The organism is Rhodococcus sp. 14-2496-1d (assembly GCF_002259365.1).
Classification (GTDB): domain Bacteria; phylum Actinomycetota; class Actinomycetes; order Mycobacteriales; family Mycobacteriaceae; genus Rhodococcoides.
In genome coordinates this window covers 81,199-107,336 of sequence record NZ_NPFV01000008.1, presented here as the reverse complement: position 1 = coordinate 107,336, position 26,138 = coordinate 81,199, and the positions used below count along the sequence as shown (strand labels likewise).

Annotated in this window: 24 protein-coding genes; 8 read left to right on the top strand and 16 right to left on the bottom strand. The window is 64.6% G+C overall.

Annotation, left to right across the window (positions count from 1 at the left end; all coding sequences use genetic code 11):
- Positions 1-76: 76 nt before the first annotated feature.
- The 4 genes from CH296_RS05305 to CH296_RS05290 are packed head-to-tail and all read right to left on the bottom strand — an operon-like array spanning position 77 to position 5,791.
- Positions 77-511: a hypothetical protein gene (locus tag CH296_RS05305; RefSeq protein WP_042940335.1), complete on the bottom strand. Its 435-nt coding sequence runs from the start codon at positions 509-511 to the stop codon at positions 77-79.
- Positions 508-2,601 carry a hypothetical protein gene (locus tag CH296_RS05300; protein WP_094684209.1) on the bottom strand — a complete coding sequence of 698 codons (2,094 nt, stop codon included), beginning with the start codon at positions 2,599-2,601 and terminating at the stop codon, positions 508-510. Before CH296_RS05300 ends, CH296_RS05305 begins: the two co-directional genes overlap by 4 nt.
- The gene (locus CH296_RS05295; RefSeq protein ID WP_141215008.1) at positions 2,598-4,379 is read right to left on the bottom strand and encodes a hypothetical protein; all 1,782 of its coding nucleotides are present in this window, start codon (positions 4,377-4,379) and stop codon (positions 2,598-2,600) included. Before CH296_RS05295 ends, CH296_RS05300 begins: the two co-directional genes overlap by 4 nt.
- Positions 4,380-4,414: 35 nt before the next feature.
- A complete protein-coding gene (locus tag CH296_RS05290) occupies positions 4,415-5,791 on the bottom strand; it encodes a site-specific integrase (protein WP_231893742.1) in 1,377 nt (458 codons plus the stop codon).
- 233 nt (positions 5,792-6,024) lie between these two features.
- On the opposite strand from CH296_RS05290, the gene CH296_RS28815 reads away from it, so the two are divergent.
- From CH296_RS28815 to CH296_RS05270, 6 genes are all read left to right on the top strand, one after another.
- Positions 6,025-6,186 (top strand): hypothetical protein, encoded by a 162-nt coding sequence (locus tag CH296_RS28815; RefSeq protein WP_179277632.1) that lies wholly within the window; start codon positions 6,025-6,027, stop codon positions 6,184-6,186.
- A complete protein-coding gene (locus tag CH296_RS05285) occupies positions 6,183-6,434 on the top strand; it encodes a hypothetical protein (RefSeq protein WP_094684208.1) in 252 nt (83 codons plus the stop codon). The genes CH296_RS28815 and CH296_RS05285 overlap by 4 nt, the downstream gene beginning before the upstream one ends.
- Before the next feature lie 357 nt (positions 6,435-6,791).
- On the top strand, positions 6,792-7,628 hold the full coding sequence (locus tag CH296_RS05280; protein WP_094684207.1) for a restriction endonuclease: 837 nt from the start codon (positions 6,792-6,794) through the stop codon (positions 7,626-7,628).
- Between the two features lie 505 nt (positions 7,629-8,133).
- Positions 8,134-8,274, top strand: coding sequence for a hypothetical protein (locus tag CH296_RS28810; protein WP_179277631.1), 141 nt, complete (start codon positions 8,134-8,136; stop codon positions 8,272-8,274).
- Positions 8,275-8,479: 205 nt separating this feature from the next.
- Positions 8,480-8,713, top strand: coding sequence for a glutaredoxin-like protein NrdH (gene nrdH / locus CH296_RS05275; protein WP_094684206.1), 234 nt, complete (start codon positions 8,480-8,482; stop codon positions 8,711-8,713).
- Positions 8,714-8,789: 76 nt separating this feature from the next.
- On the top strand, positions 8,790-9,383 hold the full coding sequence (locus tag CH296_RS05270; protein ID WP_094684205.1) for a DnaB-like helicase N-terminal domain-containing protein: 594 nt from the start codon (positions 8,790-8,792) through the stop codon (positions 9,381-9,383).
- A gap of 62 nt (positions 9,384-9,445) precedes the next feature.
- Here CH296_RS05270 and CH296_RS05265 read toward each other — a convergent pair whose 3' ends face one another.
- The 7 genes from CH296_RS05265 to CH296_RS05235 form a co-directional block, all read right to left on the bottom strand.
- The gene (locus CH296_RS05265) at positions 9,446-9,967 is read right to left on the bottom strand and encodes a hypothetical protein (RefSeq protein WP_143546322.1); all 522 of its coding nucleotides are present in this window, start codon (positions 9,965-9,967) and stop codon (positions 9,446-9,448) included.
- Positions 9,968-10,166: 199 nt separating this feature from the next.
- Entirely contained in the window at positions 10,167-10,379 is a 213-nt protein-coding gene (locus CH296_RS05260; protein ID WP_094684203.1) for a hypothetical protein, read from the bottom strand.
- A 144-nt stretch (positions 10,380-10,523) separates the two neighbouring features.
- Positions 10,524-11,036 carry a hypothetical protein gene (locus CH296_RS05255; RefSeq protein ID WP_094684202.1) on the bottom strand — a complete coding sequence of 171 codons (513 nt, stop codon included), beginning with the start codon at positions 11,034-11,036 and terminating at the stop codon, positions 10,524-10,526.
- Positions 11,037-11,055: 19 nt separating this feature from the next.
- Entirely contained in the window at positions 11,056-11,424 is a 369-nt protein-coding gene (locus tag CH296_RS05250) for a hypothetical protein (RefSeq protein WP_094684201.1), read from the bottom strand.
- Positions 11,421-11,756, bottom strand: coding sequence for a hypothetical protein (locus CH296_RS05245; RefSeq protein ID WP_094684200.1), 336 nt, complete (start codon positions 11,754-11,756; stop codon positions 11,421-11,423). Before CH296_RS05245 ends, CH296_RS05250 begins: the two co-directional genes overlap by 4 nt.
- The gene (locus CH296_RS05240; protein WP_094684199.1) at positions 11,753-12,271 is read right to left on the bottom strand and encodes a hypothetical protein; all 519 of its coding nucleotides are present in this window, start codon (positions 12,269-12,271) and stop codon (positions 11,753-11,755) included. Before CH296_RS05240 ends, CH296_RS05245 begins: the two co-directional genes overlap by 4 nt.
- 387 nt (positions 12,272-12,658) lie before the next feature.
- Entirely contained in the window at positions 12,659-13,495 is an 837-nt protein-coding gene (locus CH296_RS05235; RefSeq protein WP_094684198.1) for a CPBP family intramembrane glutamic endopeptidase, read from the bottom strand.
- A 574-nt stretch (positions 13,496-14,069) separates the two neighbouring features.
- Between CH296_RS05235 and mobF the strand changes: the two genes are divergently transcribed.
- Positions 14,070-18,113: a MobF family relaxase gene (gene mobF / locus CH296_RS05225; RefSeq protein ID WP_094684196.1), complete on the top strand. Its 4,044-nt coding sequence runs from the start codon at positions 14,070-14,072 to the stop codon at positions 18,111-18,113.
- A gap of 124 nt (positions 18,114-18,237) precedes the next feature.
- Entirely contained in the window at positions 18,238-19,248 is a 1,011-nt protein-coding gene (locus CH296_RS05220) for a hypothetical protein (RefSeq protein WP_094684195.1), read from the top strand.
- 485 nt (positions 19,249-19,733) lie between these two features.
- On the opposite strand, the gene CH296_RS05215 is transcribed toward CH296_RS05220, so the two are convergent.
- The 5 genes from CH296_RS05215 to CH296_RS05195 form a co-directional block, all read right to left on the bottom strand.
- A complete protein-coding gene (locus CH296_RS05215) occupies positions 19,734-21,086 on the bottom strand; it encodes a hypothetical protein (protein WP_094684194.1) in 1,353 nt (450 codons plus the stop codon).
- Between the two features lie 288 nt (positions 21,087-21,374).
- Positions 21,375-22,004, bottom strand: a complete 630-nt coding sequence (locus tag CH296_RS05210) for a DUF4913 domain-containing protein (protein ID WP_094684193.1) — start codon at positions 22,002-22,004, stop codon at positions 21,375-21,377.
- Positions 22,001-23,848: a type IV secretory system conjugative DNA transfer family protein gene (locus tag CH296_RS05205; RefSeq protein WP_094684192.1), complete on the bottom strand. Its 1,848-nt coding sequence runs from the start codon at positions 23,846-23,848 to the stop codon at positions 22,001-22,003. Before CH296_RS05205 ends, CH296_RS05210 begins: the two co-directional genes overlap by 4 nt.
- A complete protein-coding gene (locus CH296_RS05200; RefSeq protein WP_094684191.1) occupies positions 23,845-24,633 on the bottom strand; it encodes a hypothetical protein in 789 nt (262 codons plus the stop codon). Before CH296_RS05200 ends, CH296_RS05205 begins: the two co-directional genes overlap by 4 nt.
- Complete coding sequence (locus CH296_RS05195) at positions 24,630-26,126, bottom strand: ATP/GTP-binding protein (RefSeq protein ID WP_094684190.1); 1,497 nt, start codon at positions 26,124-26,126, stop codon at positions 24,630-24,632. Before CH296_RS05195 ends, CH296_RS05200 begins: the two co-directional genes overlap by 4 nt.
- Positions 26,127-26,138: the final 12 nt, after the last annotated feature.

Here is a 26,138-nt window from a genome sequence, read left to right as displayed (position 1 = left end):
ACTCGAATTAATTCTGGTCGGAGGATACTTCCTCCCCGACGCCCAGTATCTTGCAGCTTTATCGGTGGATCGAGGCTTAGCGGTCCTGCCGGCCACACGCGCCCACGACAGCGTCCGCGGAGCTCGAGCGTGACTGCAGGGAGGTCACCCCTGACGTTGTTTCCAGTTCTTTCCGTAGGGCGTGGTTGTCGAGTGTTAGCCGCTGGATGACGGCCAGTGCGAGGGTGAGGTCTTGAGTCAGCGCCGCGTTGTCTCGTTGCACGCGTTTGTTGGAGGCAAGGAGTTCGGTCCGGTCGTCATGCCGTGTGGCGACGGGAGCTGCGACGGAAGCGGCTCTGAGTTCGGCAGCGATAGCGGGGTAGTGCCGCCAGAAGGTTGCGTTGGACAGACCCAGTCGACGGGCAAGGCCGATGACAGTGGCGCGGCCGCCGGCCGATGCTGCGTCTTCGATGTGCTCTGTCATCACTCGACGGACGTCCTGCTCGCTCGGGAGGTCGATGCGTTTACTCATCGGATTGAGTTCGGATCGTGTCGGTCGACGAACTGATTTATCTGCTCACTCCGTTGCCGTAGTCGATGCTGCAGCAACGGAGGCAGCGACGGTTTTCGTTCGAGCTCGCGCTCGATATCGGAGCTCTCCGAACGCAACTCGTCGAGGTTGCCTGAGGTGAGCGCGACGTTGCGGCATTCAAGAGGTCGACAACCACCGAGCGTCGGCGCGTTCTGGCCCGAAAGGTTTTGTGCGCGTGTGCACAGTGCCTTGTCCGGATCGTAGACGCAGGTGGCGTATCGGCCTGGATAGATTGCTGGGTCGAATCGGCGTATTAAGCGGTCGTGCCGACGCCGGTCGGTGACGACCTGTCCTTGGTATCGGATATTCGACTCGAGCTCGCTCAGACGTCGGCGGGCTTCGTCGGCGGCGGCTCCAACGAGATCGGTGTGTTCGTGGGCATCGATCATTGCCATCAGACCCTCCCCTCGGGCAAGGGCCTCCTCTGACTCGACTTCGGCGCGGAAACCGCTATCCGATGTGCCGGCGTAGCCCTCGAACATCTGGACAGCTTGGTGGCGATATTGAATTGCCCCGGCAATGGATCCGCCGGGTTGGCGTGCGATGAACCAGGCGAGTGTTCGTCTGAACTGGCGGGTTGTCAGCCGCCACGTTTGGGCATTCACAGCCGGAATGTCCTCTGCGAGATCATGTGCGCGACAATAGCCATCGATCCAGGACACCAGATTGTTGATGTGGTCGTTCGTGGTCTTGGTCAAATTGACGTGGGCGGCGGTTTTGCCGATCCGCACAGCGGTGCCATGAGTTGAGGGTGCGAACAGCCGGGTTTCGTTACGGGGTTGGAGGAGTTCGAGGACCGCCACGGCGCGGGCGGCCGGAGCGCCGACAACCCAGGTCGCTTGCACTCCGGTGGGGTCGCGTTCACCTTTGAACGCCAGGCTGGTGATCATCCACCGGTAGGGCCTGCCGTGAGGGTCACGTTTGACGCTGATGCAGCCCCGCTGCAGATGCTTGATCTCGCTGTCACGCATGCCGGACAGGAACGCGATGATCACGTAGCAGGCTGCGCTCAGCGCCGACAGCAGGTGCAAGATCCCGGCCTGCCGATCACGCCGATTGAACAGGATGCGGTCAATCCAGGGGGACCCGTTGATCCGTCCGTTGATCACCACGTCACACGAGACATCGTTGTCGACCCCGACCAGTCGAGCTGTGTCCTCGATGAGGTCATGGTAAGTCCGCAAGGTCGAGCGATCGCATCCAAGCAGGCGGGACAGGTGGCGAAAGCTCGGTTGGCCGTTGTGTCCCGGTAGTGGGCGTTCTGCGTCACGGTATTCAGCTAACAGATGGACCAGATCCTTCTCTACCCAACGCCTTGCCTCGGGCGGAACTACCCCTTCTTGCAATCGAACTCGTCGCCACTCGCGGTCTGCCGCGAGAATGTCCGATGCAAACTCATCGACGAACCGCAGACTCCAGGTGAGTAGGGGTCCGAGCACCGCCTCCGGAATTCTGGCGGTCGCGTTGTCTGGCCCGCTCCTGTCGCCGGACTCGCTCCAACCATCGATGTGGTACGGGTCGAAAGTCAGCTGATCGGTAACCATGAGTCCGCGGTAGCGATAGAGCGACCGAACCGAACTGCGATAGCGATCACGAACCGTGAGAGTGGGTTGCGTCGCGAGCAAATGCAGTTGGTACGCAATCAAATCGGAAGGTTGCAACTCCGATAGCAGCGGCTGGCGCAGGTTGGGTCGCGAAGCGAGCCAGGAGAAGAAGTGGCGGAGCGTGGGCAACATCGAGGCAATCGTCGCTACCTTCGGTAAGCCGCGTCCTCTGGCGGGTGCAGGCCCGCCCAGCAGCCCGATGAAACGTTCTTTGGCCACGGTGCGATAGACAGACGGCACGGATGTGAAGTCGAGGATCAGAGCAACATGATGTTGCTGAAAGAAAGCTGGACTGAGATCCCAGACGTCCTCTACGAATCGGGAAGCTCGGCTGAGTTCTGTCTCCGGGCGCACCGGCCGCCCGTTCAGTACGCATCGTTCGTCGAACGGGTGCGACGTCGACGGTTGAGGGTGGGCGTTGGTCATGTTTGCTCCCATGGTGATTCGACGAGATCGAGAAGTGCATCGGTGGGTTTGATCTCCGTTGCCGCCAGGATCTCGGACCGATTGAACTTCGAGAGAACGTCATGGCGGATGGCCGCCCACGTCGGTCCGTATCGGACCCACCAATCGGCCTCCGACAGCTGATCGCGGCGGGCCGCCAGCGCATCGAGCAATCCGAGCAGTCCAGGAAGGTGATCAGGCGTGATCACGCAGTTTCCGCAGTGAAAGCAGTCGAGAAACGATGCGCGACAGCTTCTCCCGGTGGCGGGATGGTGGTCGTGATCCCGGCACGCTGACCAGGCGGTATCGGCTGCGTCTGTGTGCGTCGGCGGGGTATCCCCGTGAGGATTGGTGGCGGAGCGTTCCGGCTGCACGTTCAGTGTGCCTCCTGCAACGTGCAGCGCCCGTCTGTGTGCTGCCAGAGCGCTCGATTCGGCGTCGCTGACGGCAGCCGCAACAACGGTGTGTGCCCATTCCTGTGTTGTCGGGTCTCCGCGTAGATAGTTCCGGAACAGAACCGGGATGGTGTTGCTCCGGGCAGCGGACGGGAGGTGACCGCCGATCTGTTTGGTACGGCGCACGTCTGCCGTGGTCTTGATCCGGTTGCCGGTGACCGCAAGCGGAGCCGGGGGCGTTCCGTCGACGACGTCAGCGTGGAGGCAATGCCGGGTGCGCCATCCGGCAAGGTTGATTGCTGTCGCGGTCAGTTCGCGAGCGAATGGGTCGAAATGTTCTTCGATACCGCGAAGGCCGGTGTTGTGGCCGCTACGCCAGATCGACCAAACGGATGCGCTGCCAGAAGTGTTCCTGCTGCGAGTGGTCAGTTCGTGTAGCAGTAGGTAAAGACCGCCGGGATAGTGCAGTTCGCGACCCGGTGGCCCGATCTCCCACGTCGCGGTCTCGAACCATCGGTGATTGCCGCGGCGGCGTTTGATGACACGAACTTCGACGGCGCGTGTCTCCAGGATTCGGTGTTCCCAGGGGAGCTCTTTGATGGTTTCGATATTGCGGCCGGTCAGCGCCACCATCAACACGAGCATTGGCGCGAGGTCCCGGATCGTCATATAGAGCCGGCTCGCAAGCTCCAGTCTGACGACGTGCGCGCTGAAGCTCCGGCTCGGGGGTACGACTCCTGATTCCGCAATCGCGACGAGCTCTTTGTCGCCCTCCAAGCCTTCCTGTTCACCCGTTTGTCCTATTGCAGCTTCCGAGAGTCGAATTCGATCGCGCAATGCGGTGATGTCTGACCGAGCGGCTGAGAGAATACGATCGAACTCTCCGTCCGAGTAGCCAGGTTGGCCAATCCGGGTCTGCCCGATTTGGCGGCAGGTGTAGTCGATCACTGATGAATTCACCGTATCGACCAGCGGTGGCAACGTCAGGAACTGTCCGAAAAGTGCGATGCCTCGCCAGGCGTAGACGTCCTTCTGCGTGATTCTGCGCTGGTTGTAGACAGATTGGAGGTGGGCGGTCTCCAGCAACGGTGGTCCGGTCGGTGGATCCGGCAGTTCCGAGAGGGATCGCAGCATGGATCGCACCCTCGTAACCAGTCCCTTCGCTGAGCTGAGCGTCCTGCTGCGTCCCGTCGCCCCGAGGGCAAGGGCCAGAGCCTCTGCAACTGCCGTGTGCCAACCGGGCAGCGCCATCTTCGCGACGTCCACCAGCAGAGTCCGGCCGTCTTCACCATCGAATCGGACCGTGAGGCCGGAGGCGATGGCGTGTTCGCCTTCGGTCGGTGTGTACGGGCCAGATGGGAGCATCGCGCGGCGCCCGGTGCCGGTACTGCCGCGACCGTTCACTGTGTTTTGTTCTCAGTGGCGACGTCGAAGACGTCGAGTGGAGTGTCGCGGGGATCTTCCCATGTGTTGGGCACCAACATCATTCGCGTTTCCATTTCCAATTCCGACAGCGCGTGTAAGTAGATCTGTGTTGTCACCACGGAGCGGTGTCCGAGGCGACGTCGCACCCAGTCCAGAGGGTCACCGAAGATCTGTGTCCATTGCCCTCGCTGTTCGGCAGTCATTTCGGTCATCGCGCTGATATGTCCGCGCTGTAGCTGTTCCAGAGTCACCACCGCGAACGTGTGCCGCAGGAGGTGAGCATGTGCAGTCAGAGGAACTCCTGCTCGACGACACCGTGTGTTGGCGACTGCGAACATGTCTTTCCAGGTCGAGACCGCGATGGGGGTGCCGAACTCCGACAGCCAGAACGCGGCCGGCGTCAAGCCATCGGGCCCGTCGATGAGCAAGCGGCGTCGTTCGTCGGCATCGAGGTTGGAAACTTTCACGGTCGATCGCAGACCGGACCGAGTCTGTACGACGACCGGCGAATGCGGATCAGGGATCACGAGCGGGCGGCGAACCTGTTCGTACCGTCCGCAGGCGCGTGCGCGGGCGATGACCTCCGCGCGATCGAGTGTCGCGTACCCGATCAGGTCGGCGATCACGGATTCAGGAACGTAGACTCGGCGGGCCGAACGACCTTTGGCGATGGCCGTCGGCAGCCAAAAACGTTGATAGCCCCCGAGACCGCGAGCTGTTGGCACATCGAATACCGTCAGCGCCGCTTGCTCGGACAACCGCATGCCGGTGCGCACCATCAAGTCGCAGAATGATGCATTGCGCGCCGCCCAGCGACCGCGAAACCCGGTGTCGTGGACACCGTCGGCGCGATATCCGCGAATCCCGACATCGCGCCATAAACGGTAGGACTGGGGTGGGAGCCACTCGATACGATCCGTCGCGGCATCGTGCGAGTAGGTTGCCGGTGTTGTGGTCGAAGAGTCATGACGGACGAGGCCCGCGCCGAACGGCATTGGTCGTCGAACTCTCTGCGGCACAGGGTTGTTCAATATATGGCCCGCGCGGACCTGCCATCGATAGAACTTGTCGACTGCGGCAACCTCTCGGTCCCATGTCGCACCTTGTATGTGCGGCCCTTGAGAGTCGATCCTGCGCCAGCGCCAGTACGCCAGATGGTCAGCCTCGTTGACGTCGCACCAACGAGCTCTGTCTCGTGAGACAGCAACGAAGTTCAAAAACGCGGCTAGATCGCGGGCGTAGCCCACCTGGGTGTGGCGCGCCTTCGCCTGCATATCGACTGATCTGAAGAAGGCATTCAACTCGATGTCATACTCAAATGATGGGTCAATGAGGAACGGCGTGCCGGCCACCAACTCTGGCCGCGCGAACCCAGGCCACTCCAAATTTGTGTCCGGCACCGCTGGCCGCGGCACCAACTCGTGTGGAGTGATACAAACACGCCAACCAGGTCTCGGCATGGTGGGCAACAGTACGTGGACATCTGTCCATCCGTGCACAAAACGTCGCCCTCGCGATCGGACGATCCGGAGGCGGACGATTCCGCGACACCACGGCGTTGAAAGTCCGGGCCGAAGGCCTTGCAATGGACACCATCGTCGAGGGAACCCTGTACGCGTGGGCCCGGACCAGCGTCGGGGATTGGCTTGCGAGCGTGACGTTTTCGATCCCGACCGGCAACAAGATGGGGCGGCTCGACCTCGATCGGCAATGGGTCCCTGCCGACGCGATCACACCCCTCACGTGAACGACACCACCACCGCAGTAGCCGTCCGAACCGCCCTCGAGCACCGACAATCACCACACACCACCGCAAGCACAGGAGACACCGTGAACATCGGCGACCGCTACCACCTCGCACCCGGCGCACCAGGCATCGTCGTCGTACGCGAAATCCAACCCGAGGGCCTCATCCTCGTCGAAAACGAAACACCAGGCACCGGCGTCTACCCCTACCTCGTCAAACCCAACACCCTCGTACCCGCCACCACCTGACCGCTCTAACCACGACGCCGACGGAGCCGACGAAGGTTCGCAGCATGAAGCCTCGCCGCCCGCTCCTCCGAATCGACCCGCAACGGATACCTGCACTGAGAACAGAAGTTGTCCAGCGGCAACGGAATCGGGCTACTGCACCTGGGACAGTCATCGAAATGCGACCGATTCGTCAGCGCCGCGACAGTGGAGTCTGTTTCCATGAACCGCGACCCTGCCACAGGCCACCGACACCAACCGAACTTGCCGCAAACCGCCACCGCCGCACAGTCCGATACGGTGACCAGCGCCAGTAAGCTGCCGCGCAACGGGGCGCGCCTTGCGGGTCCTTGAACGGCCGAAAAGGAGCGTAGACCGGTGGCAGGCTTCATCAAGAATGCGCGCGACGCCGAACACGCTGCCGCCCGGTCAATGAAGTCGCTCGGATTCACCGACGCCACGGTCACACCCATCGGCCCCGACGCCGGAATCGACGTCACCTCCCGCGCCGCCCTCGCCCAGGTCAAGTGGAAAGGCGGTGCTGCCGGCCGCCCAGACCTGCAACGCCTATACGGAGCATCCGCAGGCCAACACCACAAAACCATGCTGTTCTACTCCGCCTCCGGATACAGCAAATCAGCCGTCGAATACGCAGACCAATTCAAGATCGCACTCTTCGACTACGACCCCCACGGCACAGCCGAACCCCAAAACTCAGTCGCCGCGAACCTCGTATCCGAGCCGCCCCAGACCGAACCCGCCGAACAATCCAAACCCACAACGCCACCCTTTCGCTCCAAATCCACACGGGCGCAAAACATCACTGGAGAGCCCCGCCTCTGGACGTCCCCAGCAAGCGCACTCATCACCCCGAAACCGAAAGGTGAACGCCCATCCACCCAGAATGGCAGCCATCCGCAGCGAATCACCGGACCGAAGAAGCCAGCGGAGAGCTGGCGCGATGAGGTCAAAATGGGGGACGCTGAACCACCAGGACCCATCGCGAGAATGGTCTTGGGTGCCGCAACGATTCTGCTCTGCCTGAGTCTCGCCGTGCTTGCAGGATGGCTATCGTTTGAGCTCTACAGCAGCACATTCCCCACGGCAGTGAAAATCATCCTTGGAACAGTCCTGGCACTGGGCGGCCTGACCTCGTTCGCGATCGCGTGCATAGGAGTCCGCGAAATCCGCACCCCGGCGACGCCATCGGCCTGACCACGACAAACTGCAACACCAGCGCTACCGCGACACCGAGCGGCGTCACCCTCCGTCGCTTGCGCACAATCACGTTCACAGCCGTACCCCACTACCGCGCCGCCGTAAAGCACCAGCTCCGGCGGCGTTCTGCGTCCCACCACCAGCGGCCGGCCACGTACACAGGCAGGCCCCGGCGGGCCACACGCACCCCTACGGGCTGCACCGAACCGAACTCCGCTGCGCTCCGCACTCAAAAGAGCGAAAAGAATCAAATTTCTTTCGACGTAGGTGGCTTCTCCGAGCATCCATCACCCGTGCCCGCCGCCTCAACCCCCCCGCTCCGCTGCGCTACGGCCAAGGCTCCGAACACTTTTCGTCCCGCACTCGCTGCGCTCCCGCGAAAACTGCCCGGCCGAAGGGTTGCCCCGTCGTTCCCGTGCGCTGGTTTCTCTCCCCAGCCACCACGGCGAAAGAAATTGGCAGGGCAGCAGGTCCGGCCACCAGTCGAGAGGACAAGGTCACCATGCGAGCACAGCACCCCACCACCGCCGACGAAATCGACATCATCATCCACCGCAACGGCAGCCGCAAAGTCCGCCGCACTGTCAAACGCGCCAGCGCACGCCGCGACCGCCGCACCGCACGCCGCGAACTCCTCCACTGAAACCCTATGCAGACCGACACGGAAGTTGGACGTCGACAGCCCTTCCTAGGTGCCGATAAATGTAATTCATCAGAGAACTCGGATAGACGAAAAAGCAAGTGAGGCAATGGGAATAACGAATAACTCAGGTCTAAAAAAATTGGTGTAATTGCCGTCATTGCCGTAGAATAGAAGTCAACAGAACAATTCTCACAAGGAGAGAAGTATGTCCATCACCGTCTACACGAAGCCGAATTGCGGACAATGCGACGCAACGAAACGACGACTCGACAAACACGGCCTCGACTACCGGACCATCGACATCACGCAAGACGACACCGCCCGCCACTTCGTCACCTGCGAACTCGGCTACCTCCAAGCCCCAGTGGTGGTCGTCGACGGCGGGGAGCACTGGTCCGGGTTCCGGATCGACGCCCTCGACAGGCTTGCCGCAGCCTGACCCGCCAAACTCGCCGACCCCAGCGCCGTTGCAACCCCACCGCCTGATCCGCCCGAGACGAACGCGAGGCCCCACGATGAATGCACTACGCGCAGTCCCCACACCCGGCGACGACCCGGCAGCGCAGGCACGCGCGGACCTCGCACCCGTCGAGGACCTCGACACGTCCGTCGAGCCCGGTTACGACCCGGCCACCGACCCCGAAGCGATGCTCCTGTGCGCCCTGATGGACGTGCGCAATCAGAGTGCCGACGGAACCGACATCGAGCGGATCACCAGCACGCTCACCGCGGCGGACTTCGAGGATCCCGCGCACGCACGCATGTACGGGCACATCGTCGACCTCATCACCGCCGGCCAACCGCACGACTTTGCATCCGTCACCGGTGCACTCATCCGATCCGGAGCAGACGGAGCAAAAGACGCACCGCTACGCAAACGCCTCATGGGTATCGTCACCGCCGGCGCACACTCTGTCGCCGCCGTGCACTACGCCGACAACGTCCTGTCCCAGTCCTACCGTCGCAGCTTCCACATCGCCGGCCAACGACTGACTCAGGCCGCCGAAGAATCACCCGAGACCGACCTGTTCGACTACATGGTCGAACTAGGCATCAAACAGCGCTCAGCATTCAATCGACTCAACATATTTCGGCAGCAGAACTCGTGACGCTTTAAGGGCTAGCCTCCGCGTCACTGTGCCCGAAGGAAGCCGCCGACGGCCGGGACCGATCAGGGGAGTGCAGTGAGCGTCGTCGCCACCGGGAGGGCGAGGAGTACTTCCCACGTGGGTGTGGCGGTCATCGGTTGCCCGGTCCAGTACTTGTGGGCGCAGTCCAACATGAAAGCGAAGTTCCCTGCTTTGAGCCAGTCCATGTCACCTCGGTGGATCACCGCCCCCGTCGGAACGGACAGCTCACAGATCGGGGCACCCCCGATGTTGGTGGCAAAACCGCGAGCGTCGGTGATCGAAGTGAACGCGAACAGGGATTGGAAACGTGACGGCAGGCCAGGATGCATGGTGTGCCGGTATAGCTCCCAGAAATTTTCGATCGCGAGATTGGTCGACACGATATTGGCGCTGCTGCCGTTCCACACCACCGACCCGACCGCCGGCTCATTGAGTTGATACTGGCGGCCGTGCTCGGACAAACCACCGTTCAGATCGATGACCCCGCCTGTATTAGCGAGCGTTCCACGCCGATCGACGTGAAAGAACGTACGGGTTGCCGATGTTGCTTGCGCTGGCGTCACTGAGGCCTGTGGCTCGTCGTGGTCGTGCACTCGGCACCCCTTTTCGCATCGATGCTGTGTCCGGTCGCTGCTCGTGGGTGAGTTCGCCCGTCTCGCTTGTATTTCCAAGAGACTACGGATCTGGCCCTGCTGGCATCGGAAAGTGCCGACGCACCGACATGATGCTCAGGTGTTCGGTCATGGCCGCGAAGATTGCCGGTTACGGGGAGAACCCGCTTCGGGCGGAGCTGAACAGCGCACCAAGTGTGATCGCGAACGCGAACACGGCCACGAACACCACGATCCGAAACACCCCACCGGCGAGCATCCCCGTCGCGCGCAACGGCGCGAACTTCCACGTGCCGTCCGCTCGCTGACCCGACCGCAACACCACGTACGCCAGGATCGCAGCGGCCACGAGATACAGAACCATCTCCAGCCCACCCCTTTTCGTTCCTCGTGTCCTTCACTCGCGCAGACGGTTCGACGCGACCGGTCTTCGATGGCTGTCAGTACACACCCACCCACCGACACGGTCGGTGGTGCAACGTCCGAGTACGGCCCTCGCACTGCGGTGTCAGAACAGTGTCGGGGAAGCCTCATCGAGCAACGCAGCACGCACAGCGTCCTCGTCCCACCCACCGCGCACAGCATCGCGAAGCCGCCGCGACCGTGCCGCCCGCGCGAGCCGGTCGGGTCCGTACCAAAGGCCGGGCTGACGCCGGCCACCCCCGCGGCCCTTGGCTCCCATGTCGAGCAGGTTCTGTGACTGCGTCCCGTCGACGACGTGACGCACCCCGCCAACGCGGGTACTTTCGTCGAGGGTGACCCGGACACAGATTGGGTTGTCGCACAGGTGTAATGCCGTTACGTCGTCGGTGAGCGGCACACCGAGCGCCCGCGCCAACGCGTACCGGTGTGGGCGCACCACCCGTTGCCGGCCATCGCGCATCAACCAGAACCGGCCGTACCCGTCGTCGCCTACTGCGCCGACCCAGATCGCACAGGAATCATCGCGCGGACCGCGCACGATGTAGCGCTCGAACCGCGCGAGCTCCGCCGCGCCGCCGATACCTAACGGTTCCGGCACCGACCCGACCCGCCGACCATCACCTAACGTCTCCCGGGGCCGGCGACTCTGCGGCCTCGTGGATCGTGCGCAGCATCTGTACCGCCGCGACTTTCAGGATCGGGTCCGTCGTAGAGAGAGCCCCGAACGCATCCAGTCGAGTGATGTCGACAGGGGAGCGGACGGCCGCGAACACTGCGGCGTCGACCGCAGCGGCGAAGTCGCCTGCTGCGGCGAGGCTGTTGATCATCCGCAACAGGTCCGCGAACCGCGGCGCGGTCCGCGCGGTGATGAGAGGGGCGTAGGTGTCGAACGCGGCGACTGCCTCCGGACTCTGCAGCAGCGCAAAGATGTCGAGCTCGAGCACATCGGTCTCGCTCAGGATCGTCTCACTGTGTTCGCCGGTCATCGCGCACCCGCCTGATCCATCAACAGTTCACCGATGGCGTCAGAGATCTCCGTCGGTGTCCCGGCCGCATCGAGCAGATGCAGCCCGGGGTCGACCGGGCCGCCGCGCACAATCGTCGCGGCGAGGTGCTCGTACTCGCGGGTGATCGCCAGCACCCAGGATTGCGTGACGACGAACTGGGTTGCGTCGAGCAAGGTGAAGAACTCCCCGTACGCAACCTGTACGCCCGGCTCACCCGCACCGTCGGCGTAGGCGATCGACGCCGCGAACGTCGACGGATCCGGTCCGACCGAATTCGACACGACGACGCCGAGCGCGCCCAGGGCGCTCACTGCGCACCCTGCCCGGCGGACGCGAACTCCTGCGGCGCAGACGGCGTCTCTGTGTTCGGTGCCGCGTCGGTCGGCGGGGGAGTAGCTGGTTCGGTCGACTCGCCCGAACCAGGCTTGTCCGACTCGGCAGCGGCGCTGGCAACACCGATGCGCAACGGCCGCTTCTTTCGTCCCGATCCCGTCGAGGCCTGCTTCGGGGCCGCGATGACAGACGTCGGCACCGTCAACCCAATGTCCCGCAACTGCTGCGCAGTCCATCCACCGTTGAGCGCGGCCCGCAACGCGGCAGCGACTGCGTCCTTGGCCTTCTCGACGGACTTGGCCGACGAGCGTTTCGCGGCCTGAGCTTCCTTGATCGCCGCATCGGCGGCTGCACGCGCTTTCGCGTCGTCGGCTTCGGCCTCGACGACCTTCTGCTGCGCTTCGGTGATCGCCTCGACCTTGGCGATGCGATCGTTGATCGCCGCTTCGGCGGCCGCGCGAATCGCGTCTTTGTCCAACGGGGTGACAGTCATGGTGGGTGTGGGCCTTTCTCGTCGAACCGACCGCCCGCAGACACGGGGAGAGTCGGTGAGGGTGCACGTGATCGACGTCCGGCGGAGGGCCCACACGGCACCGCCAGAACGCACTGCAAACCTTACCGCCCGAGCGTCGCAGACGACAGCGGACGGACGAGATGAACCACGCGCGCGACCGGCGCTCGGCCGGGCGGCGTAGTTGCCCAACGAAGGAGGGGACCTGGTGCGGTGCCCCCAACTGTGCACCGGCCTGCATCCTCATGTGGATGCCCGAGATTCCTCCCACCGCTCCGCTCGATCTCAAGCACCCACAATCGGGGCCGGACACACAGATAGGGGACACGCACCCACCCGGTAGTCACGTGTCGCTACAGGCCGGGCAGCTCAGATCGCACCACTTGCGATGAGGTTCCAATACGTGTGGCCGACGACAGCCGGAACAAGGGAACGCGTCCACAATGCGGCACCACCCCACACCGCCCCATTGATCACCATCGACACCACATTCAAATCGGAGAACTCCCAATGGATGATCCCGAACACGATCGAAGAAGCAGCCCAGGCGGCAACCACCACCACTGCACGGACGAGACGATGTGCGCGTTGCTGTGAGTCGGTCACTGCGAAAGTCGCAGCCACGATCAACAGCGGGACCCCGCGGAAGACGAGCTCCTCTGACACCACCCCGGAGACCAACACCAGCCCCGGAATGCTGCCCGCCCACCCCGACGTGGACCACCGTGACCGATCGGCATTCAATTGAACCTGAGCGTCACCTACCGGACCGGACACATGCTCGGTAAGCAAGTGCCAGAGCGGGGTTCGCAACAACGCCACCGCCAGCACAAGGACAAGCAGGACCGACACCATCAACCGGGCCCGTCCTCGGCGGCGTTCGGCCGGCAATCGAAGACCGACCGCGGCTACGACCCACAGAAGCTGGACGCGCAGTACGCGCCAGTGATTCAGCGACGGTGTGGAGCCCGACTGAAACACCCAGCTCGCGACAACGACGATCACGGCGATCGCGAACAACCCCACGCCGGTTTCCAAGGCGGCGGTGTCCACGCTCTGCCCCCGCGCTGCGGCCGCATGTGGCATCCCTACGGCGATCGCGAGTCCGAAAGCTACAAGGAGGCCGATGATGATGCGGGTGACTGCCGCAAGGGATCTCGTCCGCGCAGACCTCCACCGCCCACGGCCAGCGATCGCGGTGTTCATTCGTCGTCTCCGCTCTCAGTCGACACGGCGACCGCTGCCAGTAGCCGCTCCGCCTCATCGCGACCTAGATCGACTCGTTCCGCAGCCGCTTCCACTGACCCCAAGCTGCCCACCAGCGTGCTCAGCGATACCGCCATCACCTGTTCGGCTGCATCTCGTTGAGCACGCGCAGCCTCGAACCGTCGAGCCACCTGCTCATGTTCGATCCGAGCCTTCGCGACACGCTCCGCCTCCTCAGTACGGCCACGCCCGCGGGCCGCGACGCGCTCTCTTGTCGACCCCATCGCCTCGTTCCTCCCCGAACAATCTCTCTGCCGATGCCTGTTTCGCCAGGTCAGTTCCGTACCCCAGCCAGATCAGCAACTCGCCTCGTGCTGTTGTTCACAGGCTTCCGCCTGCCCAGACACTAAACGACATACACACCTCTTGCACTATTAGTGTCCATGGGCGCTTCCTGCGCTACGATCGCCACTGTGCCGCACGCTTTCAACGCCGACGACTTTGAGCGAGTCCCGCGTCGAAACGCGCCTTGTCCAGCCGCTGAGCGGCCCGAACGCGGTCGGCGGTGCCCGCGATGATGACCGTCCACGCGCTGCACGCGGGCGACGGCTACACCTACCTCACCCGCGAGGTCGCCAGCGACGACATTCGCCGCGAACGCGGCCAGGACCTCACCGACTACTACGCCGCCGAAGGCACCGAACCGGGCATCTGGGGCGGGCGAGCTGCAGCCGAGCTCGGCGTGGCCGGGTACGTCCGCGAGGACCAGATGAAAGCGCTCTTCGGTGAAGGCCTGCACCCCGAAGCCCAAGCGCTGATCGAGGCCGCCGTCCTCGACGGCACGAAGGCGAACGCGGCCATCGAGAGCGTGCGACTCGGCCGCAAATTCGCGAGCTTCCGCAACGAAGTACCGCTGATGAAACGCATCCGCGCCGAGATCGACAACGACCGCGCCGCCGGCGGAAAACCGCTCACCGCCGAGCAGTGCCAGCAGATCCGCTACCGTGTCGGAGCAGACGAGTTCCACCGCGAAGTCGGCCGATCACCGGCCAGCGAACCAGAACTCGTCCGCTACATCGCCTCGCAGCAACGCCGCGAACGCCAACCCGTCGCCGGCTACGACTGCGTGTTCACTCCACAGAAATCAGTGTCCGTTCTCTGGGGCCTGGGCGACGACGACACCCGCGTGGCGATCGAGCGCGCGCACAGCGCCGCAGTCAGCGATGCCATCGGCTGGGTCGAGGACAACGCCTCCTACACCCGAGTCGGCAAAGCCGGTGTCGGACAGATCGAATCGACCGGCCTGATGTACACCCGGTTCGATCACCGCGACAACCGCAACGGCGACCCGAACCTGCACACCCACGTCGCGATCTCCACCAAAGTGCAAGGCGTCGACGGCAAATGGCGCAGCCTCGACGGCCGCGTGCTGCACAAGCTCGCCGTCGCCGCATCCGAGCGCTACAACACCCTCATCGAGGAGTACGTCACCCGCGAGCTCGGCACCGTGTTCGCCGACCGACCCGGCACCGGAATCAACAAACGCGCCGTCCGCGAAATCGAAGGCATCCCCACCGAGCTGCTCAGCGAGTTCTCCCGCCGCGACGCCATCGAGTCACGCCTGGAAAAGCTCGTCTCGGACTACCGCAAGACCCACGGCAAAGACCCCTCGACCGCGATGCAGATGCGCCTCGCCGACCAAGCGACCCTGGAAACCCGCAACGAGAAAGCACCCCCGAAATCCCTCGGTGCCCAACGCGCGGAATGGCGCGAACGCGCACTCGATGTCGTCGGCCGACGCGCCCTGAACTCCGCACTGAAAACGAGCACCGGGAACACGATCACCGTCACCGACGCCGACTCGATCGACCACCGCGAGATTGCCCGCACCGCCGTCGCACGCATCGCACAACAACGCTCGAGCTGGAACCGCTGGCACATCCAAGCCGAAGTTCAACGACAACTGCGGCCGCTGGTGTTCGCCACCGCCGCCGAGCGTGACGCGGTCGCCGAGAAGGTCACCGAAGCCGCTCTCGGCGGGGAGTCGATCCGATTGACCCGGCAGGTCGACGCGGCCCCGGCAGCGTTGCAGCGCAGTGACGGTGCGTCGATCCTGACCGTGCACGGTAACGAGACCTACACCAGTGCAGCGATCCTCGACGCCGAACACCGCCTCGTCGGTGCCGCCCACACCCCGACCGCGGTGATGGCACCCGGCCACGCCTACACCGCCGCCCTCGCCGCGCACACCCAACGCAAAGGCTGGGACCTCGGCGCAGACAAGAAAGCACTCGTCGAGCACTTCCTGTTCTCCGGTGCCCTCCTGGCCGCCGGTGTCGGTCCGGCCGGCACCGGCAAGACCACCGCCATGCGCGTGGTCGTCGACGCCTGGCGCAGCACCGGATACGACGTGATCGCCCTCGGACCGTCCGCGAAAGCCGCCGGCGTCCTTGGTGACGAACTCGGTGTCACCGGCCGCACCATCGCCGACGTCCTCACCCGCTACGAGAACGAACTCGACACCGGCATCACCCCGGGGTCGATGATCCTCGTCGACGAAGCAGGCATGGCCTCGACACACGATCTGGACCGGCTGACCTACATTGCTGCCGAGCACGGCGCAGTGGTCCGCTTGCTCGGAGACCCGCAGCAGCTCGCCGCCGTCGATACCGGCGGTGCACTGCGGCTGGTCGCTCGATCGAGCGCGGCACCGGAACTGGTCGACGTCCACCGCTTCCGCGACAAAGAGGAAGCCGAGATCTCGCTGCGACTGCGTGACGGTGATACCTCCGTCGCGGCCTGGTACGCCGCGAAAGACCGCGTCCAGCACGGCATGGCCGATGACCTCGCCGAGAAAGTCTTCACTGCGTGGGCGAAGACCTCGGACACCGACACGACGTCGCTGATGATCGCCAGCAGCAACCACGCCGTCCGGGACCTCAACGACCGGGCCCGCACCGAACGACTCGCCAAGGGACTGGTCAAGAAGGGCGGCAACGATCTGTCCGACGGACTGCGCGCCAGCGCCGGGGACCGCATCGTCACCCGCCGCAACGACACCAGCCTGCGGGTCACCGGTACCCGAGGGGAACGAGTGCGCAACGGCGACCTGTGGACGGTCCAGACCGCGCACCGCGACGGCTCGCTGACCGTGCGCCACCTCGAACACGGCGGGCGTATCCGCCTGCCGGTCGAGTACGTCACAAAGCACTGCGAGCTCGGTTACGCCGCCACCATCCACCGCTCCCAAGGCATGACCGTCGACCAGGTCCACGTCCTCGTCGACGACACCATGAACCGACAAGCCCTCTATGTCGCCCTCACCCGCGGCCGCGACGGAAACCAGCTGTACGTGCCCATCGACCGGATCGTCGACCCCCACCTGATCCACGTGCACCCGGACAAGAAGATCGCCGACGAAGTCGTGCGGACCATCATCGGCCGCGACGGCTCGGACGTCTCGGCGACCGAACAGCAACGCGACGCCGCCGTCGCACACCGCAAGCTCGACTACAACGTCGGCGGATACGAGTACGCGAGCGAACTCATCGACGCGCACCGCATCGAAGCGATCGTCCGCGAGCAGATGGGTCCGGCGCTGGCGAACACGATGATCGCCGAAGCCGAATGGGATGCCTTCGTGCACCAGTACCGCCGCGCCGAGCAGCTCGGCCTCGACGCCGCCCCCACCCTCGTCGCCGCCCGCTCGCAGCGCGAACTCGCCAGCGCCGACTCCGTCTCCGCCGTGATGCACTGGCGACTCGAAAAGCACATCGAGACGGGCGCGGACGAGATGCACGCGTGGGCGCAGAGCATCGAACCGACGCTGCGCACCCAGTTCGGTGAGCACGCCGAAACGATCCTCGGCGACGACGGGGCGTGGCCCGACCTCGCCGCGCACCTACGCAATGCCGAACGCGCCGGCAAAGACCCCCACGCCGCAATCGTGGAACTGCGCCGCGGTGTCACCGACCCCGACCCGAGCGCAGCGGATCTGCTCGACGACGCCGAACGGCGTTGGCCCCTCGGCCGAGAAGCACGCGACCACAGTGCCCCGAGCTGGGTCCTGCCGCCGATGCAGGACCGCGAGGGAATCGACCCCGAACTCGTCGCCTGGAGCCGCCGCCGATACACCGAGATCGCCGAACGCACCCGCGAGCTCGGACAGCACGCCGTCGACGAACAACCCGCCTGGACCCGCCACCTCGGCGAGGTTCCCGACTCCGGCGGGGCCCGCCTGCGCTGGCAGATCACCGCCGGCCAAGTCGGGGCCTACCGAGAACAGTTCGGCATCGATACCGACCGCACGCTCATCGGAGACCGACCCGAACACGGCGAAGCTGCCCGCGCGTGGGACCAGGTCAACGCCCGCATCAAGACAGCCACCGCACCCGCGTCGGTGCCTGCACACGCAGGCCCCGGACTGCAGTCTGCACCGGCTCCACAACCTGCGACGCCCGATCCGATCGTCGACACGGACCGGGCACGACGAGAGGCCGCCGAGCAACGCGCGGCAGAACAGCGCCGACTCGCCGAGCAGCGTAAAACTGAACGCCGCGAACAACTGCGCCAACAGCAAGCCCGCCGATCGGGGCCGACCCGCGGACCACGTATCTAAAGCCGCCGCACCTTCCGCCGCCAGTAGCGCCAATGAGCCAGAAGCATTACCACCCAGCAGCACGTCCCCTTGCGTGGACCGACCTGGCGCGCGCGAACAGCGACTTCGAAGGAGCACCCTCGACATGGCCCGATACCTTCCGGCGAACGATCCGTACGAGCTCAGGGATTTCACCTACATGAGGATCGAGCAACACGACTTTGACTCCCGCACCGTCGACCTGCCCGACGGGAGAAACCTGCGCCTGTTCACCACCCGAGCGCAACTGGGCCGCGAACTGTTCGAGCACCTCGAGACCGAACGCGGCATCACGCCAGACGCCCTGACCGCGATCGACATTCGAGAGCTGACCCGCCCGAGCTTCTGCGCATCGCTCACGGGACCGGACCAGCCGATCGATGTATGGGAGTACATGCGCACTCCCGACGAGCTGGCGCACCATTTGGCCATGGACGCCGGCGTCGAGCTGCCCCATACGGCTCGTCTGCACATGCACGCCGACTCGACCGTCGCCGAGTACGCAGACCTGCACCTCGACAACCTCGGTCTGGTCTTTCAGATGGAATCACTGCGCCGCGATCTCGCAGTGCTGAGCGAGAGCGCCACCGATGACGCCGCGATTGCGGCACAGACCCATACCCCCGGGCTGCTGCAACACCTGCAGACAGTGGAAGCGCGGCTCGACGTGCACCGCGCTGCAACTGTCCTCGGAGAGACGTCGACGTACGAGCTCATCGGCACGCTCGACGACGAGGTCACCCGGGAGGCCCGTGTTGCCGAACTCCGCTCCTGGCCGGGAGGAGACCACACCCGCGCGACCGTGGAGAACCTCGACGAGGCAATCGAGGTGACCAGGGCGGCCGCGCACCACGACATCGTCGACCACATCGACCACAGCGCCGACCTCACACGCGATTTCTCCACCGACATGTCGCACGCACGGATCCGCGAATGGAGCGAAAAAGCAACCGGATTAGATCGAACGAAGCCTGTGCAGACCGAGCGCCGGACCACTAGTACCCAGGCGGCCGGGATTCGCCACGAACCCCGCGCGGACCACCTGAACCGCTCACCGGCCGAGCCGCACCGACGATTTAACGTTCCTGCGTCGGCGCAGCGACGGCCCACGATGTAGGGACGAGCCGTTTGGCGCACGTGTCTTCTGACGGGTGAGTGCGGTCGAAGCGTCCGGGCAGGTCACTGCTGCAGCATGGACGGTCTGACCTTCGATAGTTTTGATGCCATGACGGTGGTGGTTGCAGTCCGTCTGTGACTACAACCACCACCTTCACCTCCTAACTTATTGTTGACTTATCTGGAAGCTGAGGTATGTTATCTATTGAGTCACCAACTCACAGATAACTAAATACATCAGAGATCCAGATCGAAAATAGTGAGAAACACTTCACGCAGGATCGTGTGCACGATCCAGCGAAGTGCCAACCTGAAGCGCTTACGACGCTTGGATGGTTCAGTCTTCACTGTTTTTCCTCCTCTCTGTAGTTATTGCGCACAAGCCCGGAACGCATCGCGTTTCGGGCATGACTCATGCGCTAGTGACATCCGATCATGGGGTGGCAAAGGTCCTGCCCGGTGGGATGGAGCGGCCTAGTTCTGGTTTCAGCTCGCCTCCTTATGGACGCTCAGCGCCTGGTCCCGGTATCGGTTGACCTTTCTCCGCACAGATTCGCCTTGTTTCAGAGGAGCGCCGCACTCGGTAGCGGCATCTGCCCACGTACGTGCCCCACTTGCTTTTGCCGCGAGGATGGCCTGCTCCATGTGGTCGAGCTTGCCGAGGATCAGCAACAGCGTCGGGTCGCTGAACTCGGCCTCGAACGGATCTCGATCAGCTGATGCCGACAACAGATCTCTGAGTGTCTCCCCGGCCGGGTCGCGGCCCACTGTTGCGTCGAGACTGACAATCTTGAAGTGATTGAGCTGCGACTCGGTGATCCAGCGTTGGTTGCTTCGGTGACGCTTCTCAAGACGTTCGATTGTGGGGATTACCTGGTCGGGAGTGACGTCCAGCCAGTCATCGTCGAGGAGAGCGGCCGCGACGGCATCCTGCCCTTCCTTTGTGGACTTGACGCCCAGCCAGGTCTCCATGAAGCGCATCAACGGCTCCGGTTCCCCGTGAAGAACAGCCTCTCGAGCAGCGAGCGCAGCATGGAGCCCGAAGCGTGCAGCCCGATGGCCGAAGTCACCCAGAACCTTCCAGGCATCGAGCAGCGACGACACCCTCGCGCTGAGGGTGTCGACGATCGGAAAGATCTGGAACGAGGAGAAGTCGCTCCACTGGCCGAGCCCGTTCGCCACCTTCGTGATCGCGCTCAACGCACCCAGATCGATTCGCGGTACAGCCAAGTCGAGACCGAGGTTGAGCTTGGGGATCGAGACGGGGAGGTCGGGGATCTCGATGGGCGGAAAGAGATTGATCTTGGGTGCGATGTTGTCGAGACCGAGGTTGAGCTTGGGGATCTCGATGGGCGGGAACAGGTTGAGCTTGGGTGCGATGTTGTCGAGACCGAGGTTGAGCTTGGGGATCGAGACGGGGAGGTCGGGGATCTCGATGGGCGGGAACAGGTTGACCTTGGGTGCGATGTTGTCGAGACCGAGGTTGAGCTTGGGTGCGATGTTGTCGAAGAAGTTGATCTTCGGGATCGCGGCGGTGAAGTCAGGCATCTCGATGCGTGGGGCAAGCCCGCTGAGGTTCACGGGGCTACCTGGTTTGCGGGTGCCCTTGGGTGGGGTCGGCCGAGTAGGAGCCGGACTGGCGACAGGTGCTCCCGTGCCTGCGTTAGCCGCGTCAGCGGTTTCGGCGGCCTCGTGGGCTTGCTTGGCGTAGGTCGACAAGTTTCTGCGGACGTGGGCGAGCTGCGCGGCGGCAGCTGGTCCGAGCTCGCGCTCGACCTCGTACATGGAGAGCGAACGAGTCGTCTTCTCGGGCAGAGTCGTGTTGTCTGAGTCAGACATAGGTGGGGCCCTTCCGTCATTTCGATTGTGTCCTCACCTACTAGCTGCGCCAACAAGCAGAAACGACAAATACTCGAGTGTGATCTACCTCACTTTTTCATGGCTGACTCGAAGCTCCGAAATTGTCCCGGACATCGGCCGGCGTCCGGGCGGGGAACGTCCGGCCGATGCCCGGGTTCGGCGGGCCTGTTCTCTTCGGCGGCCGCGCGGGCCGTATCCGGGCGGGATGTACGGCGTCGCGACCATCCGAGCTGTACAGGCCCGCAGCTCAGGGAGTGGAAATGACGGTCAGGTGGAAGGAACCCAGGCACCCATGCGGGCGTTGAAGGTCCATTCGATGCCCTCGAAGCTCACGGGGCTGTCGGGGTCGGCGGGGTCGAGCGGTTCGGCGAGACCGGAGTCGATGGCCATGTCCATGTCGTCGGCCGGGATGGTGCGCACTTCCTCGGCCGCGGTAACGTCGACGACCGGTGCCGGCGGGGCCGGTTCCGGTACCGGTTCGGGGCGGGCGTCGACGTCGGCGTCGACGAACTCCTCGATGCCGGCGAGCGTGGCCGGCGGCAACGGCCGGTGCGCGCACCGATCGTGGGTGCAACTGTCGAAGTCCGAGATGTCGCGGATGCGCGCCATGAGCGGCCGAAACCACTGGGTGTGCCAGGCGGTGAGGTCGTCGCGGTACTCGTCACCGCGGTAGTAGGCATCGGTCCATGCCGCCATCAGGGCGCTCAGTTCCTCGACGACGGGATCGTGGCGGTACCAGCACGGCGGGATCTTGGTGCCGAGCTCGTAGCGCTCCCGCAGCCAGGCGGTCCAGTCGATCAGCTCCGACCACAGGGCCCGCGCCTGCTCGGCGTCGAGGTAGCGCCAGGTGAACCGCGACGGCACCAATTCTTCCTGCTCGGCCCCCGGTGCGGTCACGACAGCGTCGTCCCGTTACTGACCTTGTCGAGTACCACCGCGCCGGACTCGGCCTCGGCACGAGGCGCGGTGCCCGATGCCACGATCTCGTCGAACACCTGCTGCGAGCGCAGCACCGCGGCACGTGATGGTTTCTCGTCCCACACCGTCGGCAGGTGCACCAGGATCGGCGGGGCAGTCCGGTAGATCAGCAGCCCTTGGTCGGGGTCCATCTGACGGATCTGCGCCGGCGACATCACCGGTACTTCCCTCAGTGTCGGGCCGGACTGGGCGTTGCCGGAGGGCTGCCACTCGTATCGGTCGCCGAGCATCTTCGAGATCGCTTGCAGCTCGTCGCCTTTGAGGCCGGGCAGGATCAGGCGGGCGGGGGAGTTGTCGGCGAACATCTTGCCGGCGACCGCGCCCCAGCGGAGCTTGTTCTGCTCTTCGTTGTGGGCGTAGGCGTGGATGGTGATGCCTCGGCCGCCCGAGTCCGACATCAGATCCGGCAGGCCCGGGATCGGGGCGACGTTGTTGACTTCGTCGAGCTCGAACCGGATCGGGGGATCGAATCGGCCACCGGGCAGGGACTGCGAGTGGCGATCGGCGAGGTAGTGCACTTCGCTGGCCAGGGCCGCGATGAACGGTGCCGCAGAATTGTCCTTGCCCTTGGACACCAGATACAGCGTGTCCGCATCGGATCGAATGAACTCGTCGATGTCGAACGACTTGCTCATCGGTACATCGACGGCTTTGAGCAGTGCGGGGGAGGCGAGCGGGGCCAGAAGTCGGCTGGCCGCGCCGATCATGTCGTCGGACGAATCCGATCCGGAGTCGAGGATCTGGCCGAGTTCGGCTTCCCAGCCGGGCATCGTCCGCATCAAGATCTCACGTGGCTCGCGACCTTTACGCGAGTTCACCCACACGCGCAGCGTGGCCAGATCCGCACCACTGATCGCGGCCGCGTGCAGGTAGCAGCGCAGCAGAACCACTGCTTTGTCTTCCCAGTAACCGCCGTTCTTGGTGTCTCCCATCGGCATTGCCGATACCAAGCTCTGCGCGCGGCGGATCGCCACGTCCGGATCCTGGCAACCGGAGAGGATCGACCAGCGGATCGGTTCGGGCCATCCGGTGATGTTGTCCGGATCGAAGATCGACACCCGCCCGAGCGCGGCGCGGTGCTCGTACGTCGCCGAGATCAGATCCACTTTCGTCGAGGTCACCAGCAGTGGACCGGGTGCGTCCATGCAGCGCTGATACGCCACGCGCCAGGTCTTACCCGAGCCGGTGACACCCTCGACGAGCATGCAGTCGTTCTGCTTGATGTAGACGACCCTGTCGGGGTCGACCATGTTGCGGCCCAACGCGATCGCGACCTCGCTCGCGTCCAGTCTCGAGGCCCGCGTGCCCTTCAACGACGAACGGGTGGCGACGGCAGCGGTGCGAACACTCTTTTCGTCAATACCCGCCCGGGCGAGCTCACGTCGGCCGGCGAAACCACGTTGCGCCTGACCGCGGTGATGCTGCCAGTCGTCGATCTCGGAACTGATCCACAGTGCGACAGCGGTATACAGCGCACCGAGCACCAGAATGCACACCCACGTCACCCACGCCGGACCCGGCTGCGCGGTCGCCGGCCACGCGGCCGCGGGGTCCGACGGGTTCGTGACCAACCCACGGAAGATCGAGAACAACTCACCGAAGCTGGTGGGCATCGCGATCACTTTGCCCGAGACCAGCGAGGAGACCATGCCGCCGCCGGCGACAGCGAACACCAGACCCACGATCAGAGCGGCACCGACCCAGACCTCGGACGGAACGAACGGATCGCTGGGCCTACGGGGAGGGGATTGCATCGCACTCATCGAACTGTCCTGTCGTCGGTGGAAGAGACATGGCGGGAATAGCTTTCGAGCACGTGTAGCTCGGCGGCGGCACCGACAGCGCAGTCCGCGTCGGCGACCGGGTCGAGGGCCGCGAGGTTGGCTCGTAGCTGCGTGATCCGGATGTACCGGGCCACCGCGGCGGCGTCGGTACCGGAGATCGGGACGGGATGGGTGATTTCGTACCGCCCCTGGTCGGGGAGGTGCGTCACGGTGGCCGGGGTGCGCTGACCACTGCGCTCGGTGATCGAGCGGGCGAGGTCGTGCGCGAGGCGGTGCGCGAGGTCCGGTGCCCACTGCCCGAGCAGCAGTGTCGAGTTCGGCAGCGGGTCGGGCCGAGTCGAGAGCACACGCACATCCACGCCGACTTCCGCACTCACACGGCCATCGGGGCCGACGCCGCCCTGCCACTGGATCGGCAGGGCGACCTCGTCGAGGGCGGCACGCAGGTAGCCCGGTGCCGGCATCCGTGCTGTGCGGACGCCGGCGCTGTAGGCCTGGATGGCGGCGAGTGCGCAGGCGATCTCGCCGGGGGTACCGGACACGCAGACGTCGCCGGCACCGTCGACGGTGATAGTGACGGTGATGTCGGTGCTGTCGAAGTCGAGTGCGGCGGCGTGGGTGACGGCGAATCGTGCTGCGGCAGAGGGGGTAGCGAACCGGCCTTCGGTGCTCAAGCAGGTGTCGTCGTACCCGATCGGGGCCGGCGAGGTCACGAGCACGTCGATGGTGCGGGAACGCCGGGCCGCCGGCGAGGAGGTGTTCATGCTGGCTTGACTCCTTTGACGGCAGCGTCGGTGTCGGTGAGAGCGATCTCCTGCGGGGAGCGGACGTGTTCCATCAGGATCGGATCGGACGAGCCGATCTTGACCAGGCATTCGCCCTGGCCCAGGCCCATGATGATGTCGATGGACCCGGGCGGCAGGTGATACATCTCCGCGGTCTCGCGGGCGTCGTCGAAGCGTTCCTGCGCGAACAGGAACACGATTCCCGCCTCCTGCATGAGGGCACGCGCGGGGGAGTCGTGGGACATGTCCGAGGGGTGATGAAAGGCCGAGACAGTCGACAGACCCAGTCCGCGAGAGAGTTTCATGTTCGACCGGAACACCGCACCGGTCGATCCTTCGGCGACGTGCCAGCCTTCCTCGACGATGAGGATGGTCTGCTTGGACACCGACGAGCGGGCAGCGAGCAGGTTCGCCAACCAGGTGTTGATCACGGTCATCACCACCCGCAGCGCAGGCCCTTCGGTCGGCAACGCGGAGACGTCGAAGTGCGCGAACGGGTGCTCGAGCGCGGCCCGGACCTCCGGGGAGGTCTCGGCGTCGACGAGGCCCTTGAGGTCCCGGTCGACCAGACGCAGCAGGGCCAGGCCGGGCTCGTAGCCCCATTCGAGCGAGCGCTCGGACCAGCGTTCACCGAAGTACGTGCCGTCGTCGGTAGAGGGTTCGACGAGGCGGCGGGCGAGATCCTCGAGCACCGGCGCGCGACCGGTCGCGGCAGCGTCGGCGTTGACCAGCTCCAACGCTCGGCCGACGGCGCTCTTCTCCGGTGTGGTCAGCGGGCGTTCCATCGTGTCGGCGAGGACGGCGAGTACGAGGGCTTCCTGACCGGCCGGGGTGACACCGTCGAGGCCGCCGGCGTGCTCACCGCCGGTGGTGATCGCCGGGTCCAGCAGGTTCAGTCTGGCGCCGCCGCCACCGGTTTTGAACCGGACCGATTCCACCCCGAGGGTGCGGGCGAAGATGGAGTACTCGCCCTCGCTGCCCTGGCGTTTCTTGTCGATGACCACCACCTGCCGGCCGAAGATGATCTGCCGCCACAGAAATGCGGTCTTGATCATCGAGGACTTGCCCTTGCCGATGTCCCCGACGACGCAGACGTTGATGTTGGAGATGTCGGTGCCGTAGAGCTCGAACGGATCGGTGATCACCAGGTCCTGGGAGACCCGGTTCAGGCCCGTCACCGCTCCCTGGTGGCGGGCACTGCGGCGGCTGATGGCCAGGTTCAGCGCTTCGGACTGCCTGGTCGTACTCCACGCGCCTTCGGTGCGGGGTTCGTACCAGCCGTAGCGGTCGAGGAGCGTGAACCGCCGAGGCGGCTTGCGGCGGGCGACCTTGGCGGGGATCGCCTCCGCGGCCTCGAGGACGGCGTCGACGTCGCCGAGTCGTTCGCGATCGCCGCCGAGCAACCGCGGGCGTACCGGTTGCTCGGTCGCGGCCGGTCGGGTGGACGGACGACGGGTGGTGTGTTGCGGCATCGAAATCTCCTG

Bases quoted from the DNA above. Each gene is read 5' to 3' on its own strand.
- CH296_RS05220 (WP_094684195.1), top strand. From the start codon at position 18,238: ATGGCCCGATACCTTCCGGCGAACGATCCGTACGAGCTCAGGGATTTC.
- CH296_RS05250 (WP_094684201.1), bottom strand. From the start codon at position 11,424: ATGACCGGCGAACACAGTGAGACGATCCTGAGCGAGACCGATGTGCTC.
- CH296_RS05240 (WP_094684199.1), bottom strand. From the start codon at position 12,271: ATGACTGTCACCCCGTTGGACAAAGACGCGATTCGCGCGGCCGCCGAA.
- CH296_RS05200 (WP_094684191.1), bottom strand. From the start codon at position 24,633: ATGAACACCTCCTCGCCGGCGGCCCGGCGTTCCCGCACCATCGACGTG.
- CH296_RS28810 (WP_179277631.1), top strand. From the start codon at position 8,134: ATGCGAGCACAGCACCCCACCACCGCCGACGAAATCGACATCATCATC.
- CH296_RS05300 (WP_094684209.1), bottom strand. From the start codon at position 2,601: ATGACCAACGCCCACCCTCAACCGTCGACGTCGCACCCGTTCGACGAA.
- nrdH (WP_094684206.1), top strand. From the start codon at position 8,480: ATGTCCATCACCGTCTACACGAAGCCGAATTGCGGACAATGCGACGCA.
- CH296_RS05260 (WP_094684203.1), bottom strand. From the start codon at position 10,379: ATGGTTCTGTATCTCGTGGCCGCTGCGATCCTGGCGTACGTGGTGTTG.
- CH296_RS05305 (WP_042940335.1), bottom strand. From the start codon at position 511: ATGAGTAAACGCATCGACCTCCCGAGCGAGCAGGACGTCCGTCGAGTG.
- CH296_RS05235 (WP_094684198.1), bottom strand. From the start codon at position 13,495: ATGAACACCGCGATCGCTGGCCGTGGGCGGTGGAGGTCTGCGCGGACG.
- CH296_RS05270 (WP_094684205.1), top strand. From the start codon at position 8,790: ATGAATGCACTACGCGCAGTCCCCACACCCGGCGACGACCCGGCAGCG.
- mobF (WP_094684196.1), top strand. From the start codon at position 14,070: ATGATGACCGTCCACGCGCTGCACGCGGGCGACGGCTACACCTACCTC.
- CH296_RS05205 (WP_094684192.1), bottom strand. From the start codon at position 23,848: ATGAGTGCGATGCAATCCCCTCCCCGTAGGCCCAGCGATCCGTTCGTT.
- CH296_RS28815 (WP_179277632.1), top strand. From the start codon at position 6,025: ATGGACACCATCGTCGAGGGAACCCTGTACGCGTGGGCCCGGACCAGC.
- CH296_RS05215 (WP_094684194.1), bottom strand. From the start codon at position 21,086: ATGTCTGACTCAGACAACACGACTCTGCCCGAGAAGACGACTCGTTCG.
- CH296_RS05195 (WP_094684190.1), bottom strand. From the start codon at position 26,126: ATGCCGCAACACACCACCCGTCGTCCGTCCACCCGACCGGCCGCGACC.
- CH296_RS05295 (WP_141215008.1), bottom strand. From the start codon at position 4,379: ATGCTCCCATCTGGCCCGTACACACCGACCGAAGGCGAACACGCCATC.